Consider the following 16,764-nt stretch of genomic DNA (forward strand, 5'->3'; position numbering starts at 1 on the left):
ATTCGACCGAGCCCGAAGTGGTCCGCCAACCGGATGGCGGACCGCTTACAAGGAGAGCTAACCACTGCAGTTACACGGAATTGCCTTCGCGTAGGACGGAATTGCCGGAATGTACCGCACGCTCCAGGTGAGCACCGTCTCCTTGACCGCCACGTTGCGAATCTCGTTGCCGGAGAAACGAAGAACTGCCGTCCGTGTCTCTCTCTGGACCACGGGCATCAGGACGGGGATCTTTCCGAGGTTCGCCTTGGTCGCGGTTATCGTGTCGCGACGCTCCGTGGTCTCTTCCGTCGTTTTCGACGAACCCCAGTCTCGCTTATATGACCCCTCGAACTTGAACTTGATGCCGAGGAGCTTTGCGATGCTGTCCGTTTCAGCTCCGCCGGCGAGCGCAAACCCATGGGTCATGGACGCCTCTCGCATTGTGCTTTTTCTGACCACACGGATGTACTCGGCGTTCGCGTTGACTTGATCTTCCGTTATCGGCCCGCCGAGCACGATCATCCGATCGTCGTCGTATTCCGGCTGACTGATGTCCTTGTCGATGTGAGCGCTGAGAAAGATCCAAGCCGCGGGATCCTCCGCTCGCATGCGCTTAAATGACTTGTAGGACAAGCGGGAGTGAATGGGCGTCCACCCGGGCCCCGAGTTGCACGCGCTGTAGCATACGGAGCGCGGTTTACCTCCGGTCGCGTGGCTGACGCCGTCGCTGTCCCTGTAGGAGGTGCTGCCGTCGGCGTGTGTCTGCACTCCGCTGCCGCAGCTCTCGTACCTTCCGCCGCAGGCCAGCCCCTTGCCCGTGGGGTCGGAGAATGCCAGCGGGTTGTTGGCGCCGTAGCTGTACCCGCTGTAGGTCTGCGGTCTGTCGATTTCGAACAGGGGGTCGACGCTGATGAAGCGAGCGGTGGCGGGGTCGTACTCGCGCGCCCCCAGGTGAACGAGGCCGGTGTCGGTGTCGTCGGTACCACCGACGAAACCCTTGTCACCCGTCCAGGAGGCGGGTGGGGTCCCGCGGACGGCGCCGAAGATGTGGCTGCGACGGTGGACGACCGCCTGGGTGGCGGCGTCGATCTGGGTGGTGGTCGTGCCGTGGTGGTCGGCGAGCAGGAAGGTGATCTTTCCTGCGGTGCGCATCGCGACCGTCCGGCCCGCGAAGGAGTAGTAACGCGTGCCGGTCACCGTGCCGTTCGTCAGCTTCGCCTCGGTGCCGTCCGGCAGGTAGAGCGTGGTGCCGGTGCTGTCCCGGCGTATCAGCCGTTGCCCGTCGGTGCCGTAGAGGTAGGAGGTGGTCCTGGCGCCCTCGGTCGTCGTCGCCAGGTGACCCTCCGCGTCCCAGGTCAGGCTCTGGACGTTGCCCGAGCGGCTCCGCTTCGTGGTGTTGCCGGCCTCGTCGTACCCGTAGCTCTCGGTCATGGCGCCGGATGGTCCGGTGGTCGTGACCGAGGGGAGCGCATGCGTGCCGGTGGGCGGTGCGGTGTAGGTGCGGGTGGTGTCGCCGGTCGCGGTCCCGGTGGCGTGCTGGGTCTCCGTCCCGCGGTTGCCGACCGCGTCATAGGTGTAGGACGTCCAGTAGGCGTCGGGGCCGCCGACGTTCGCGCCGCTGGGTGCGGCGGCGCAGTCGTCGGTGGCGGTCCATGCCCGGGTGATGCGGCGCAGGGCGTCGGTCGTGAAGCACTGGGTGTCCACCTGCCGGGCGGCGTCCTGCCCCGTCCCGGTGACGAGCTTCGTGATGTTGCCCGCCGGATCGTGGCCGTACCCGGTGTCGATCACCCGTTGCGGCGCGGCGTCGCGGTCGGTGATGGCCTGGTTCAGCAGGCCGGTGTGCTCGTCATAGGTGTTGGTGGTGACCAGCGGGCTGTCGAAATCCCCCTGCTGCTTGCGGATGTCGCGTCCGTAGTGGTCGTAGGTCGTGCTGCTGACCAGTGCGTCGGTGGCCGAGGCGCCGGCGTACAGGGTGACGGGCAGGCCTGCCGGGTTGTAGGCGGTCTCGACCTGTTCCTCGGCCGGCAGACCGCCGATGCCGGGATGCTTGGTCCACTTCACCTCGCCGGTCCGGTAGTACGCGGTGGTCCACTTGTACGTCCCGGCCAGGCCGCCGTTCGCCGTCGTGGCCGGGATCGTCACCTCGTGGGCCGTCGGCTTGTAGAGCGTCGAATACGCGGTGACCTTGGAGCTGTACGCGTCCGGACCGTCGAACCGGGTGGCCGTCCCCAACTGGCCGCGGCCGCCGGTCGCGGTGTCGTACTCCCACGTCGCGAGCAGCGCCGTGCCCCGCTTCAGCGCGGTCTTGCGGCCCAGAGCGTCGTAGTCGGTGTGCAGGGTGACCTGGCGGGCGTCGGTGACGTCGGTGGCCCGGTCTCCGGCGTCATAGGCGCTGACCGTGGCGCCCTTGTCAGGATCCACGGAACGCACTTGGCGTCCGCGCACGTCGTACTCGTAGGTCCACGTCGCGCCGGACGCGTCCTTGACCTTCGCCAGGCTGCCGCGCCGGTTGTACTCGTAGGAGGTGGACTGGAAAGTGGCGCGCCCGGCGTCGGTGTACTCGTCGATCCTCACCTTCCGTCCGAGCGCGTCGACTACGGTCCTGACAGCGGTGCCTCCGGAGGGAGGGATCACCGTGGTGGAATCCCCGGCGTAGGTGGTGGTCATCCGCTTGGTCTCGTCCCCGAACTTCCTGGAGATCACGGCGGTGACCCGCCCCGCGCGGTCGTACACGGACTCGGTGGCAGCCGGGTAGTTCAGTTCCTGACCGGTCACCATGACACCCTCGGCCGCACCCGTGGCGTAGAAACTGCCGGAGTCGTGCCAGGCCAGCCCACGGGAGTCGTACAGGATGCGGTTGACCAGGCGTCCGGAGCCGTCCGGAGACGGAGCCTGGGTCCCCACCTGCCGCATCAGACCGTCGTAGAAGACGTACGACGGCCGGTACACGTTCTCGTGGTTCAACACCTTGGTCGTGACGACCACCGGCGCGTCCCGGCGCACCTCATAGCCGAAGGTGTAGCTCGGCAGGTCCGGGTAGGCGGCTGCCGTGTGCGCCGGAGTCCACATCTTCACCACCCGGCCCAAGGGGTCGTACGAGCTGGTGGTGACCCGGCCGTTGGCGTCGGTGACGCTGGTCGGCTGGTTGCGCAGCGGATCCAGCACGCTCGTCGTCCGGTGTCCCAGGGCGTTGGTCACCTGGACCTCGGTCGCGACCTCGCCGGTCGCCGGCTTGTAGGCGGTGGTGGTCGACTTGCCGTAGACATCGGTGATCTTCAGCGCGCGGCCGTAGATGTCGTAGTCACCCGGGGCGGTCGTGCTGACGGCGTCGTATCCGTTGCCGGCACCGTTGATCTGCTCCGTCCTGGTGACGAGTCCCTTGGACGGGGCGGTGGTCAGGCTGGTGGCGCCGTCGTGGTAGGTACGCGTGTCGCCGATCACGTCGGCCGGCCGGCTGACCGTGGAGCCGCAGGCCACCGCCACCATCTCCACGCGGGCCACCGTGCTGAGGATCCATGCGGTGTCGTTGCGGTTGTACGTGGTGGTGGTGCACTTCTCGTCGCCGCTCCTGGCCTCGTCACCGGTCTCGGAGACGGTGGCCACCATGCCGTGGCCGTCGAAGGTGCGGGTGAGGGAGGTCTTGCGCTCCCCGCCCGTCACCGTGGTGCGCGTCTGCTCCTTCTGGGTGCCGGTCCGGTAGGCCACCAGGTCCGGCAGACCGTCGTCCCAGGAGGTCTTGCGCACCTTGGTGGCGGTCGCGGCCGAGCGCCACGGCGTGAAGGACGTGGCCGACACGAGCGCCCCCGTGTCTCCGTGGTACGTGGCCTGCTCCCGTACCATCCCGGCGAACTGCTCCCGGTCCGTCACCGACGCTCCGGAGGAGTCCGGGACGGCGGCGCCGTCCGTCCCGCGGAAGTAGCGGGTCTCGGTGAGCGTCGCCGGAACAGCCCCGGCGCCCTTCCGCGTCTGCACCCGGCCGTAGCCGCGGGCGACGGAGTAGGTGCGGTCGGCGGGCTTGAGGAACGCGTCGGTGCTCCTGTCCCATTGGGCGTCCGCGACGTAGGCGTACTTCGTCGAGGTGTCGGGGGTGTCCGCGAGGTTGTCGCTCTCGACGACCTCGGTGGCGACGTAGGAGTTGAACCAGTCCGTGGACGCGGTCGATCCCTCGAACGCCCACTTGACCGGGTAGCAGCGCGTGCCGTTGCCGGCGTCGGTGGGCGGCAGCGAAGCCGCGGTGCAGCCCGGGGGGCTGTAGGTGACGCCGATGCCGCCGCCGGCCTCGGTGATGATCTCGCTCAGGCGCAGCCGGACGAACGGCGCCAGCCCGTCGCCCGTCTTGTCCACCCGGTTGGCCATCTGCTCGCCGGAGAAGGTCACCGGCGGCATGGCCGCCGTGCCGCCCGCCTTTCCGGTCCGGGTGATCGAGCGCAGCCACATGGGGGTCGATATCCCGTCGCCCGAGGCCGGGAAGTCCTGGGCCAGGGTCCAGGAGTCCACGTCCTTATAGGCGCCTGCGGTCAGCACCTTCGTGGTGATCCCCGTCAGACGCATACGGCTCCAGAAGCTGGGCGAGTACTGGTCCTTGCACTCGGTCCCGGACGCGCACGCGCGGTCCTGCGGGGTGTCGGGCCAGTTCGCGGCATGTGCCTCGTCGAAGGTCGAGCACCCGGTCAGACAGCGCTCGCTGACCTTGAAGTAGACCTGGCCCATGGCCTTGCCGGTGTAGACCGCGTCGGAACGCAGCCCGTAGTCGATGTGGTCGAGGTAGCCACCGCGCACGTAGGACGTGTTGGTCGACGAGCCGGTGTTCTCGTCGAAGTTGCGGCCGTAGTGGTTGGTCTCCTGGTTCCAGTAGTACGCGATCGCGTTGCCGCGGGGGTCCACCACGTAGTCCAGTTGCCAGCGCCACGCCTGCCGGCACCAGGCGGACGCGAAGGAGGCCGCATGGCACGGCTCCCCTGGCTGGTTGCCGAACACCGGCACGGTCCAGGTGGAGTTGGTCACGGGATCGTCGGCCGCGGAGCCGTGCTCCGACCAGCCGGGCAGCCGGTTGCGGCCGAAGAAGTACTGCGTGCCGTCGGTCGTGGTGATCTTCCAGTGCTCACCCGCGCCGTCCACGCCGCTCGTGCCCTGGTCGCCGTTGGAGGCGCCGGTGAGCTTCTCCACCTTGTCGCCCGAGTCCTCCGCGGGATGCCAGCCCTTGCCGGACTCGTGGACCAGCTCGGTGGACTTGCCGTTCAGCGACAGGACGGCGTTGTCGGTGTACCAGCACAGGTCCCCCACCCTGGTGGTGTTGGTCGCCCCGGCCTTGTCCTTGTCGTCGTCGCACGCCTTGTAGCGTCGTTCGATGTAGCCCGGCTGCCAGTCCCAGCCGTCCCCGATCCAGCTCGGCTGGTTGTTGGACGCCGCCGTGCGGCCGTCCACCGCCTGCGAGGAGTAGTCGAGCGAGATCCCCGGCTGCAGCCCGCCCGGAACCGCGGGCACGGAGATGGGATGCCGCCAGGTGAAGGCGCCGGTGGAACCGCCGGAGCTCCAGCTGCCCGAGGGCTGCGAAGTGGTCGCCTTGTAGGTGCCCGACGAGCCCCCCGCCTCGGCGGCCACGGCCAGTACGGTCGCGGGGGCCGGCGCGCGCCCGCCGATGCCGTTCGCCGCCGCCGGCGGTGTCACCTCCGCCGTCAGCGTTCCGGCCTCCGTGTCGTTGCGGGTCGCCAGGGGTTTGCCCGTGCCGCAGTTCCTGGCCGTGGGCGTGCTCCAGGCGCACTCGGGCAGCTCCACCAGCCGCAGCCGGCTCGCGAAGTCGCCGCCGAAGGCGTTGCGGTAGGCGGAGTAGTCCACCGTCACGTTCAACGGCTGTCCGGCCCCGGCGCTGTCGGTCCGCCTGAGGGAGACCAGGGCCCCTTCGGCACCCGCCTGGCGTGCCCTCGCCCGGTCCGCGACGGACACGTCGAACGTCGCTCCCGCGCCGGCGCCGAGGTTCCGGGCCGCACCGCCGGCCGGGGCGACACGCACCGGCAGGTCGCCGGCCCGCAGTTCCTCCGCGCCCTCCGCACGCAGAGCCACCTTGGCGGACCCGGCCTTCGGCCAGGTGACCTCGGACGGCTTCCACCGGTGCGCCGCCGCGTCGTCCCTCTTCTTCGCCCTGCCTTGCCCCACGGCCGTGACGGGCACCGCCTTGACGGGCACCGCCTTCTGCTGCGGCAGCGACGGCGAGGATGATCTCGCGTCACCCCGCACCGGCACCGCCGTCGCTTGAGCCGGTAACAGAACCGTCAGTATCACGGCCACCACGGCGGCCACTGACGTGTGCCGGCCGGATCGTCTCACGCCCACACCCACGCCTTTCTTCCCCTGGCATCCGACCGCCCTGGCAGCACCACAGCGGACAGCCGCGGCGCGGACGGCAGACGCGAACCACGGCGATGGCGCCGCGGCGGACCTCGCCGGCCATGCCCGGCTCCGGAAAACGTCTACAGTTGCGCCCCCAGCCTGCTCTCGTGATCTGTCGAACTTCTGTCTCCTGAGCGGCCTCGGCCCATCAGCGCTGGTGACCGCCTGTGGCGAGGGGCGGGCTTGCATCCGGCCGGCGGGTATGAGGGGAGGCCGTCACGTGTCGCCGCGACGGCATCGGGTGGTTGCCACGGGCACGGAAGAGGAGCGGCAGGTTCGTTCGTCCCGACGGACGTCAGGCCCGTGGCGGGCCGGGGACGTTCAGCTCCGCCGGTCGCACTCGGCTTCCAGCTCGGCCAGCCTGGTCTCGATTCGCGACGCGTCAGCGGGAGAGATGTTCCGGAAGAGGATGAGGGCCCGGCCCAGCGACTCCAGGGCCGCGTCGGACGAACCCGCCAGCAGTTGCGCCTCCGCCATCTGCGCCAGGGTCTCCGCTTCATAGATGAGCTCGTGCCCGGCGCGCATCCGCAGGGCCTGCTGGTAGTACACGACGGCCTGGTCCGGTTCACCGAGGCTTCGGTGCACGAACGCCAGGCTGTCCAGCGCCGCGGCGGCGCCCATGGCATCGCCCAGACGCTCGAGCAGCATATGGGCCTGAGCACAATGGTCACGGGCCGTGGCCAAGTCACCCAGTTGGGCCGAATACCAGCCCACGTTGTTGAGCGCCATCGCCTCACCGGCGCGGTGCCCGATGAGACGGCAGACCCTCAGGGCTTCGAGACTGTGGGCAAGGGCCTCCTCGTTCTCGCCCTGCTGGCCTGAAAGGACCGAGAGCTCGGTCTCGACCACGGCCATGCCGACGGCTTCGTCCGCGTCGCGGTAGAGGGCCAGCGCCCGCTCGAGGTGATCACGGGACTCCGCGAAGCGGCCCAGCCTGTTGAGCGCCTGCCCCAGCCCGAAGTGGGAGTAGGCGCGGGGCAGGTCTTCGCCGCCCCGCAGGGCTGCGGTCAGGGCGAGTTCGTGGATACGCGCCTGTTCGGGCAGCCTGCCGTAGCGATAGAAGTAGGTGCGCACGGCTCGGGCGAACTGCCAGGTGGGGACGTTCGCACCGGCCCCGGCGCTCTCCTCGACCGCGCTGATCAACACCCTGCGCTCCGCGTGGAACCAGCGGGTCGCCGCCTCGCTGTCGGTGAACTCGCAGACGGCCACTCCCTCCCCGGGGACGGGAACGGACAGCGGAATCTGGAAGAAGGGATTCAGCAGCAGATCACCCCGCATCGCCGAGTGCAGGTAGTGGTCCAGAACGCGGCGTCGCGCGGCGTCCTTGCCGGCCGGGCCGATCTCCGTGACGGCCAGTCCGCAGGCGTAGGCCCACACCAGGTCGTGCGCGCCGAACCGGTCCTGGCCCAGCGAGCTGATCAGATGGCTCCTGACGAGTTCGGACATCACGCGCCTCGCACGCGACAGGTCCGTTCCCAGCAGGCTGGCGGCGGCCGCCAGCGTGATCTCCGGATTGACGTGCAGGCCCAGGAGGCGGAAGAGGCGGCCGGCGTCGGGGGTGAGTGACCGCAAGGACCAGGAGAACACGGCCTCCAGGTCGCTCCTGTCCTCTCCTAGTGAGAACGCCTCCAGCCGGTGCTCCGGACGCGCCAAGTCGTCGGACATGACGGAGGCCGGATCATGGGCATGCGCGACCATCCGGGCCAGCACTATGTTGAGGGCCAGAGGTAACCCTCCGCACACGTCGATGATCTTCTGGAGCGTGGCCTGCTCAAGGGTCGTCGCGATGTCCGCGAGCCGTCGGATGATCAGTTCGCCGGCGTGCTCCGCCGTGAGCGGATCGAGAGTGACGAGCCGTACCGCGTACCCGACCACGAGGTCCGGCAGGACGTTCCGGCTGGTGATGACGACCAAGGAACCAGGAGATCCGGGAATCAGCGAGCGGACCTGCTCCGAGTCCCGGGCGTTGTCCAGAACGATGATCATCCGGCGGTCCGCCAGGAGACCGCGGAACATCCCGACCCGGGCGTCGAACGTCGCCGGGATACGCGTCGCGGGGACCCCGAGCGACTCCAGCATCGTCCGCAGCGCGTCGCCGGGGGTGACGGGCGCGTCGTCGGGGCCGAAGCCGCGCAGGTCCAGGTGGAGCTGACCGTCCGGGAACCGCCGGCGGTTGGCGAGACACCAGCGCACCGCGAGCGCCGACTTCCCCACCCCGCCCATCCCCGCGATCAGGCAGATTAGGGGCGAGCCGGCGTCTCCGGACGAGAAGGCGTCGAGGTGGCTCTGCAGCTGCGCGGTCTCGGCCCACCGGCCGGTGAAGTGCTCGACGTCAGGAGGCAGCTGGCACGGCACCTCCCACCCCGGCTGGGAAGGTGACGCGTCGCTCCGCCGGTCGGTTCCCGTCTCACATCCCAGCGCTTCGAGGTGCGCGCGCTGCAGCTCCGCCCCCGGTTCAAGGCCGAGTTCCGCGACGAACTGCTCGCGTACGCGTCTGTACAACCGGAGCGCGTCCGCACGCCGGCCGGAGCGGTGCAGGGCCGTCAGGAGCAGAGCGGCCATACGCTCACGCAGCGGGTGGTGGGGGTGCAGAGGCGTGAGCGCGAGCACGACATGCTCGTACCGCCCGGCTTCCAGATCGAGCTCCGCGAGTGATTCCACGGCGGCCAGCCGCTCTTCCTCCAGCGCGGGCACCATGGTGTTCGCGAGCCAGTCGCCCGCCGCGTCGGCGAACGGAAGACCGCTCCACTCGTTGAGGGCGCATTCGAGCAGACCGGCAGCCGTCGCCGGGCCGGCCGCCTGCGCGGCACGGACGAACTGCCGGAACCGGTGGAGGTCCACGGACTCCGGCTCGGCCACGAGCGCGTAACCCGACGACGACGTGGTGAGCTCCGCCGCGTCGTGCTGTTTCAGGAACTGGCGCAGACGGGATATCTGCACCTGGATCGAATTACGAGCCGCGCTCGGCGGATTCTCCCCCCACAGCGCCGTGACCAGTTTCCCGGCCGACACGACATGGCCCGGGGTGAGGAGCAACGTCGCCAGAACGGTCCGCTGCTGCGGGGTGCTCGGCCTGTCCACCACTCCTCCACGGCTCAGGCCGATCGGCCCCAGCACGCGGAAACGGGCGTCGTTCATACCATCACCTTCTGGTCATCGACAACGCTCGAGGGCGATCTTGGTGCCGGATATTACCCGGCTTTCAGCATGGGATCAGCGAGTTTTAAGTGCCCTGGGTGACATTGCGGTCAAGCGGGGCGGCCCGGTTCGTGGTCCGGTTCGTGCGCGCGACGGAGCGCGCCCGACACACCGCGAATTCCCTACGAGGTGCAGGAGGCCAGGCCGGATGAAGATACGTCTACTGGGGGCGGTAGAGGCGCACGGACGCGACGGGAACATCCGGCTGCCCTCGGAGAGCACCCGCGCGCTCCTCGCTCTGCTGGCATGGCAGCCGAACACGTTCCTCCCGGATGAACGGGCGGCGGAGGACATCTGGGGTTGTAAGCAGCCGTTACATCCCACGGCCGCCCTCTACACGTGCGCGAATCGCCTCCGCGCAGCGATCGCCGAGCCCGGGCAGTCTCCAAGGCACAGTGTCGTGTCGCGTCAGCGCGGGGGCTACCATCTGCTCGTCGATCCTCATGACGTCGATCTCCATCGCTTTCGCCGATTACTCGTCCAGGCAGGACAGGCCGTACACCGTGACGACGACATGGAAGCTCTCGAGCTGTACGACACGGCGGGCGCCCTCTGGTCCGGCACTCCCCTGTCGAGTCTCTCCACCGAGTGGGCGGCCAGGGTCCGCGTCGCGCTGGAAAGGGAGTGGCTCAGCGCGCGGACGAGCAGGCTCGCGGTCCTGCTCCGGATGAACCGGCAGGGGGAGGCGATCCCGGAACTCTTCGATCTGGCCGACGGGAATCCGCTCGACGAGAGGATCGCGGCCATGCTGATGCTCTCTCTGCACCGGGACGGACGCCAACGCGATGCGCTCCGCTGTTACGCGAGGATCCGTGCGGCGCTGGTCGAGGAGCTGGGCGACGAACCGGGAGCGGAGCTCAGGCTCCTGCACACGCGGATGATCAGCCGTGATCATGGCCTCGTACGGACCGGCGGGCCCCGTACGGCCGGGAGGGTTTGAGGAGCAGGTGCTTCTTCTGCGGCGCTGGTGTATGGACAGCCGCGATCCGGGTGAAGACAACCGGCCCGGCCGGTGGCGCGGCGGCCGTAGAAGGCGGCACGGAGGACTCCAGCAGCTCACACGCGCGCTTGACGCTGTGGCCGACCGGGCGCGGTCGCCTGAGTGAAGCGCCGTACAGGTGGACGTGCATCTGTACGCCGCGTGCTGCCCCTCTACGGCCCCAGCGGCCCCGGCGACCTCGGCTGTCCGCCCGACGAGCAACGGATGTACACCCCGCTGCGCAGCACGAGCGACGCCGCGCGCAGCTGGGAGATCTCCGAGCAACTGACCGGGATCGCCCGTCCCTCCCCCGCCAGGCTCCTAGCCCGCCGTCGGGTCGACCTCGCCGAACGTCGTGCCCACGGCGATGTTGTCATGGAAGACGGTACGGCTCTCGACGTCGGTCGGCCCGGTGTTCCAGGCGGGCTTGTAGACGCCCCACTTCAGGTAGCCCTGGGTGGTGGCGTCGTCGTTGAAGGTGTTGGGGCCGGTGGCGGTCACGACCTTGCGCCAGCCGGGGCTCTTGTGGGTCTGGTGCCAGCCGTCGATGCCGCCCTTGCTGTCGTGGCTCCACCTGAACCTGAAGACGAAGTCGTGCCACTGCCCCGGCTTCACCTCGGCCAGGTCGAAGCTCACCTTGCGCACCGACTCCGGGGTGGAGCAGGCGTTGCCGTCGGAGTTGACCCGCAGCCGCCACTTGCCCGACGGCTGGACGCTGAGGAAGGCGCTGGGGGCCTTGTCGGCCTCGCACTTGTCGCGCCAGGGCTTCCACTGGAAGAGGATGTCCTCCCTGGAGTCGTTCTGCCAGCTGCTCGCCAGGTAGATGCTGAAGCCGTAGTAGACGGTCTTGCCGGTGCGGAAGTGGCTGCTCTCGATGTCCATCGTGTGGCTTTCCGCCCGGGTGCCGCCGGCGACCGCCGCGTCGCCGTACTTGAGGTGGCTGCGGATGGCGTACTTCCCGGTCCTCGGCAGGTCGTCGACCTGGATCGAGTGCGGGCAGCACGCGTTCACCCCCAGCTCGGCGTGCCCGGAGGTCCTGGTGCCGCTCTCGTAGCCGAAGCGGAGAGCGGCGGCCGACGCGTGGGCGCTGCCCGGCCAGAGGCTGACTGCGGCGAGCACGGCAAGGGCCGCGGACATCGGCTTCGGTAGTGCGGGCACGTGGGCTTGGCTCCTCGGTCGGGACGGCGTCATCACGCCAGGCGGAACGACGGCGCGGTCCCCCTCGGCCCGCGTCGTCAGCGTGCCGGCCACTCTAGAAGCTGATCATCCGGCCCGCCACCGCCGGCGCCCGGCACGATACCCAGGACATACCGCGCGAGGGGTGCACGCTCATTCCGCTTCGGGGATGACCCCGCACAGGTAGGTGGAGCCCTCCAGCAGCTCCGGGGTCAGCGTGATGCCGGTGAGATGCTCGGCCAGCAGGAACGCCGGCCCGTCGCTGGGACAGAGATCCCTGTAGCCGGCGCCGAACCGCCGCATGGCCGGCGCGATCTCGTCCGGCACCTCCTCCGCGTAACCCTCGTCGGCGAGGAACCAGAACCGGATCTCCCCGTCCTCGCTCCAGTAGAAGAACTCGACGCCTTCGACGTCGCGGAAGTGGGAGACGAGGCGGGTTCCCGCCGACAACGAGGTGATGATCCGCTCATCGGCGCCGAGCCCGCCGTTGGGCTCGACGACGAACGCCCAGTCGCCGATGGCCGTGACGCCGGGGAACGCCTTGTCGTAGCCCTGCCGGTAGGCGGCCTCGATCAGCTGCTCGAGCGTCATGGGCGTGAAGCCCTCCGGCCGGCCACCGAGCCGGGCCACCAGTTGCTCAGGCGCCAGGCCGCGGACGTAGGTGAAGCAGTAGGCCTCCGCCAGCTCGGGGAAGCGCTCGTAGGAGAACCAGGCGTGGCCGCCGGGGGTCGCGATCATGCCGTCATGCTCGCAGCAGCGTGCCTCCCGGCGGTAGCCCCGCGCTCGCCGGTCAGCCCGTGGCGCGGGGCCGGCGGGGCGTGAGCTTCAGCCCGACCGGCCGGTCGGGCTCCAGCATCATGCCCAGCCGCGGCCGTGGCCGGTTGAGCGCCCGCACCTCGAAGCGGTTCATCAGGCACGCCACGATCAGCGTCACCTCGTGCATGACGAAGGCCTGCCCGACGCACTGATGCCGGCCCGCCCCGAACGGCAGGTACGCCAGCGGGTGCCGGCCGCGCACCCGTTCCTTGGCGAACCGCTCGGGCATGAACTCCAGCGGCCGCTGCCACACGTCCGGCAGCCGATGCGTCAGGTAGGGAGAGAGCACCACGGTGGATCCGGCCGGGATCTCCACGCCGTCGATGACGTCGTCGGCCACGGCCACCCGCGCCACCGCCCAGGCCATCGAGTAGACGCGCATCACCTCCGACAGCACCATCTGCGTGTACGTCAGCCGGCGTGCGTGCTCGGGCCGGGGCGGGCCCTGCCCCAGCACCTCGTCGGCCTCCTCGCGCAGCCGCCCGGCCACCTCGGGATGCTCGCTCAGCACCACCCACAGCCACTGCAGGGTCAGCGAGCTGGACTGGGCGCCGGCCACGAACAGCGCCACGATGTCGTCGCTGACGTGGTCGTCGCTCAGGGGCTCGCCGTCCGCGCCGGCGCCGTTCAGCAACGCCGTGATCAGGTCGCGGCCGTCGCGGGAGCCGCGGCGGGCGGCGCCGATGACGGGATGCAGCAGGTCGTCCACCGTACGGTTGGCGCGGCGGAACGCCCGGTCGCCGGGCAGCGGCACCGCGTGCGGCACGCCGGGCAGCGCCATCCGCCAGACCAGCGAGCTCAGCGCGGCCGCGATCGCCGCTCCCAGCCGCTCGCAGTCGTGCTGCGGGAACCGCGAGCCGAAGAACGCCGGGTTGATCACCCGGTACACCATGCGGGTCATCTCCACGCCGGCGTCCACCGGCCGGTCGCCGCTCAGCCGCCGCTCCAGGTCCTCGACGCCGGCGGCGACCGAGGCGGCGATCTGCTCCCCGTTCTCGTGCAGGTACTTGGCCGACAGCGCCGAGCGCAGGATGTCGCGGCTGGCCAGCCAGCGCGGGCCCTGCCCCGCGATGCCGTCGCCGGTCAGCCGCCCCAGTGCCTTCCACATCGCCGCGCCGCGCGGGTAGTTCTCCTCGCCGCCGCGCAGCACGTGTGCCAGGTGCTCGGGATGGGAGACCAGGAACGGCCGGAACGGGCCCAGCCCCAGCCGGATGATCTCCCCCCGGGACTGCCGCGACAGCCGATCGATCAGGGCGAACGGGCCGCCCCTGCTGCTGCCGGCGAGCACCTGCCGCAACGAGACGGCCCGCACCCGGCCGCTCACATCCGTCGCCATCGGACCCCCGCCCGCCCGGTTACAGAGACGGACCGAATGTTACCGGCTGTAGCCGTGCGGCGCCGACGGGAGCGGGAGTTCGTGGTCGCGCCGGGCGTCCGGTTACGTGAGGCTCAGCCGCAGTGCACGTTGTTGAGCTTGACGCTCGTCCAGGACGGCGAGATGCCCTCCACGTCGATGCACTGGCCGGGCGCGGAGACGTACACCGGGCCGGCGTAGTACTTGTAGTTGTCGGCGTCGGCGTCCTTCCCGCTGCCGTCGCCTCGCGAGATCACCACGCCCTTCCAGCTCGTGGTGTTGGCGTAGGGGCCGTCGCCGTAGGTGAGGGCGCAGTTCTTGCCGGTGCTGGAGCTGTAGTACACCTCCAGGATGCCCGTACGGTAGCCGTACTTCTCGACACCGATGCTGTAGACGCCGACCCGGCTGTAGCTGCTGCCGCAGGGCCCGGCAGCACTCGCCGGGGTGGCGGTCGCCGCGAGCGTGGTGGTGGCGGCCAGGGTCGCGCCGAACAGGAGGCTTGCCAGCTTGCGTGGACGCACAAAGATCCTTTCGCTTGGTCAGTGGTGCGATCATGAGTACCACTCGCCTCACAGCCGCCGCACACGATTGCCGCTCGATGTGATGATCCACACACGCCCGGCGGCGTCAGACGCGGGTCAGCAGGACGTCGCCGTCGCCGGCCTTCCTGACCACGATGACCGCGTACAGCCCGGTCACCTTCGGGTCGCTGATGGTGACGCGTTCCGACCTGTTCGGGCCGCCGCTCGCGGACCTGCGGGCGGCCGAGCGGGGCAGGCCCCACGCGGCCGGGTCGGGCGCCATCACGAAGAGGTCGAGGTCCTGCCCGTTGCGCGGCACGACGGTGAGCGTGGCGGGCACGCCCCGCTCGATCCACGTCGTGCGCACCTCCACCAGCCGGCCGGCGGCCACGGGGAACTCCTGCGGCGTCCCGGCCTCCAGGTTGCCGGCGGGCGCCTCGGTCACCTCCATCGCGTACTCCTGGTAGTCGGTGCCGGAGCTGACCGAGTTGACGTACCAGTCGCGGGTGGCGGGGCCGGGCTGCACGGCGACGAAGTCCGTGCTGGTGGCGGTCCAGTCGCTGCTCTCGACGGCGTCGCCGCCGGCGTTGGGTGTCGTGGCCAGGTCGACGTCCGCGCCGTCCGGGCCGGTGACCGCGGCCACCACGTGCCACTTGCCAGGCGTGGTCACGAAGGCCGTCCGGAGCGGGACGTTGGCGGGCCGGCGCACCGGGTGCCGGTCGGCCAGGTTCTCGACGTGGTCGGTGTGGATGGCGTTCTGGAACATCGCCCCTTGCGTGAGGTCGTGGTGCTGGGCGCCGAGTGTGCTCAGGAAGTGGTCGAGGTCCCGGGCGGCCACCTTGCCGAACGCGTCCACGATGGCCTCGGGGCCGAGGCTGCCGAGGTCCCAGTACTTCTCGTCACGTGTTCCCGAGTCGGCCAGGTCGATGAGCACGCCGGCCACGCGGCCCTCGGTCCTGCCCGCCTCCGCCCCGGTCGGCCAGCCCTCGCTGTACCAGCGCGGGCTCTCCAGGTCCAGCCCGGAGGTGGCCCACCTGTAGTGCGTCTCGCCGTAGGTCTGGACGGCGACCCAGTCGGCCCAGCCCTCCTTCCACGCGCAGAGCGTGCTGTTCATCGGCGTCGTCATGTAGTGCTTGCCGCAGGCGGTGCCGTCCGACGGCATCGCGCCGTAGGTGTAGTCCATGATGAAGTGCCCCAGCTCGTGGGGGACCGTCATCTTCTCCAGGTGCTCCGACGCGTCCAGGTTGATCTGGAAGCGGCCCAGGCATTCGGTGCCGTTGCCGCCCGAGCAGTAGTACGACCTGGACAGCACCTTGTCCGGCGCCCAGATGAGGGTCACGGACCGGCAGTTCTGCTCGCCCGGCTTCCAGCAGTCGTCGGCGGGCTCGTCCAGCCAGCCGGTGTAGGCCTTCCACGTGTCATGGGCGGCGGAGTGCAGCCGGAACGCCCCCTCCATCGGGTGACCGCCCGCGCTCCGGTAGTCGATGACCGTGGCCGACGTGCCGGCGGGAACGTCCGGCGTCAGCGCGCTCGCATCGGTGTAGATGTCGTCGGGCTTGTCGGAGAAGCCCACGCTCCAGTAGGCGTTGACGGGGCTGACCTCGATCGTGACGTCCTGGCCCGTGCCGTCCTCCTCGGTGCCGGGAAAGCACACCTGGTAGCCGCCGGACGCGTCCGTCTCGGCCCAGCCGAGCTTGAGGCGGCCGTTCGGGTCGAGGTCGAACGCGTCCACCTCCGCCATCGGCACGCCGCCGACGGACCCGTCCGTCCTGACGTACGTGACGCGCCCCTGCACGCACGTGTCGCCGGCCGTCGCCGTCGCGGCCGGCCGTTCCGTACGAGGCCCGCGGCCCTCGCGCGGCATGCCGAACACCGACGACCGCGTGCCGACGGTGACGTAGGCGAGCCCGCCGGAGGCGGGACCGGGCCGCCCGTCGCGGGCCTGGACGCGGATCGAGGCGGGGCCGGGCGCGACCGCCGTGACGACGCCCTCGTACCGGATCGGCTCGCCCCCGCGGGCCCGCCAGGTCCGGGTGGCCCGGTCCACCGGGCTGCGGCCGATCGTCGCGGCGGCGCGGGTGAGCCCGGCGGGCGGGATCGCCCACCGCATGGTGTCCGGCAGCTCGATGACCGTGGTCGCGTCGGGTATGTCCTGTTTCGGCGTCACCTCGACCGTGAGTTTCGCGGTCTGTCCCACCGCGGGAGCGCGGTCGAGCGTGACGTCGACGGTGAAGCAGTCACCCGGGACGCAGGTGGGCTGCTTCGGTGCGGCGGCGGAGGCCGGGGCCGTGGTGAGTCCCACGGCCGCCAGCATCCCCGCCAGAAGGGTCGCCATCGGTCGGCGTGACATC

Annotated in this window: 8 protein-coding genes; 1 reads left to right on the plus strand and 7 read right to left on the minus strand. The window is 70.1% G+C overall.

Annotation, left to right across the window (positions count from 1 at the left end):
• Nucleotides 1-57: 57 nt before the first annotated feature.
• Together HD597_RS65895 and HD597_RS21900 are read right to left on the minus strand one after the other, a co-directional pair.
• Nucleotides 58-6,216, minus strand: coding sequence for an RHS repeat-associated core domain-containing protein (locus HD597_RS65895; RefSeq protein WP_253744540.1), 6,159 nt, complete (start codon nt 6,214-6,216; stop codon nt 58-60).
• Between the two features lie 474 nt (nt 6,217-6,690).
• Nucleotides 6,691-9,507, minus strand: a complete 2,817-nt coding sequence (locus HD597_RS21900; protein WP_253744541.1) for an AfsR/SARP family transcriptional regulator — start codon at nt 9,505-9,507, stop codon at nt 6,691-6,693.
• 208 nt (nt 9,508-9,715) lie between these two features.
• On the opposite strand from HD597_RS21900, the gene HD597_RS21905 reads away from it, so the two are divergent.
• A complete protein-coding gene (locus HD597_RS21905) occupies nt 9,716-10,507 on the plus strand; it encodes an AfsR/SARP family transcriptional regulator (protein WP_253744542.1) in 792 nt (263 codons plus the stop codon).
• Nucleotides 10,508-10,867: 360 nt separating this feature from the next.
• On the opposite strand, the gene HD597_RS21910 is transcribed toward HD597_RS21905, so the two are convergent.
• The 5 genes from HD597_RS21910 to HD597_RS21930 form a co-directional block, all read right to left on the minus strand.
• Entirely contained in the window at nt 10,868-11,704 is an 837-nt protein-coding gene (locus tag HD597_RS21910) for a polysaccharide lyase family 20 protein (protein ID WP_253744543.1), read from the minus strand.
• A 171-nt stretch (nt 11,705-11,875) separates the two neighbouring features.
• Complete coding sequence (locus HD597_RS21915; RefSeq protein WP_253744544.1) at nt 11,876-12,460, minus strand: DUF6461 domain-containing protein; 585 nt, start codon at nt 12,458-12,460, stop codon at nt 11,876-11,878.
• A 52-nt stretch (nt 12,461-12,512) separates the two neighbouring features.
• Nucleotides 12,513-13,874 (minus strand): cytochrome P450, encoded by a 1,362-nt coding sequence (locus HD597_RS21920; protein ID WP_253744545.1) that lies wholly within the window; start codon nt 13,872-13,874, stop codon nt 12,513-12,515.
• A gap of 113 nt (nt 13,875-13,987) precedes the next feature.
• The gene (locus HD597_RS21925) at nt 13,988-14,413 is read right to left on the minus strand and encodes a hypothetical protein (RefSeq protein WP_253744546.1); all 426 of its coding nucleotides are present in this window, start codon (nt 14,411-14,413) and stop codon (nt 13,988-13,990) included.
• 106 nt (nt 14,414-14,519) lie between these two features.
• Complete coding sequence (locus tag HD597_RS21930; RefSeq protein WP_253744547.1) at nt 14,520-16,763, minus strand: hypothetical protein; 2,244 nt, start codon at nt 16,761-16,763, stop codon at nt 14,520-14,522.
• Nucleotide 16,764: the final 1 nt, after the last annotated feature.

This window comes from Nonomuraea thailandensis (genome assembly GCF_024172165.1).
GTDB classification, from domain to species: domain Bacteria; phylum Actinomycetota; class Actinomycetes; order Streptosporangiales; family Streptosporangiaceae; genus Nonomuraea; species Nonomuraea thailandensis.

Excerpts from the sequence above, each read along its gene's own strand:
- HD597_RS21900 (WP_253744541.1), bottom strand. The coding sequence starts at position 9,507 with ATGAACGACGCCCGTTTCCGCGTGCTGGGGCCGATCGGCCTGAGCCGT.
- HD597_RS21905 (WP_253744542.1), top strand. The coding sequence starts at position 9,716 with ATGAAGATACGTCTACTGGGGGCGGTAGAGGCGCACGGACGCGACGGG.
- HD597_RS21915 (WP_253744544.1), bottom strand. The coding sequence starts at position 12,460 with ATGATCGCGACCCCCGGCGGCCACGCCTGGTTCTCCTACGAGCGCTTC.
- HD597_RS21920 (WP_253744545.1), bottom strand. The coding sequence starts at position 13,874 with ATGGCGACGGATGTGAGCGGCCGGGTGCGGGCCGTCTCGTTGCGGCAG.
- HD597_RS21930 (WP_253744547.1), bottom strand. The coding sequence starts at position 16,763 with ATGTCACGCCGACCGATGGCGACCCTTCTGGCGGGGATGCTGGCGGCC.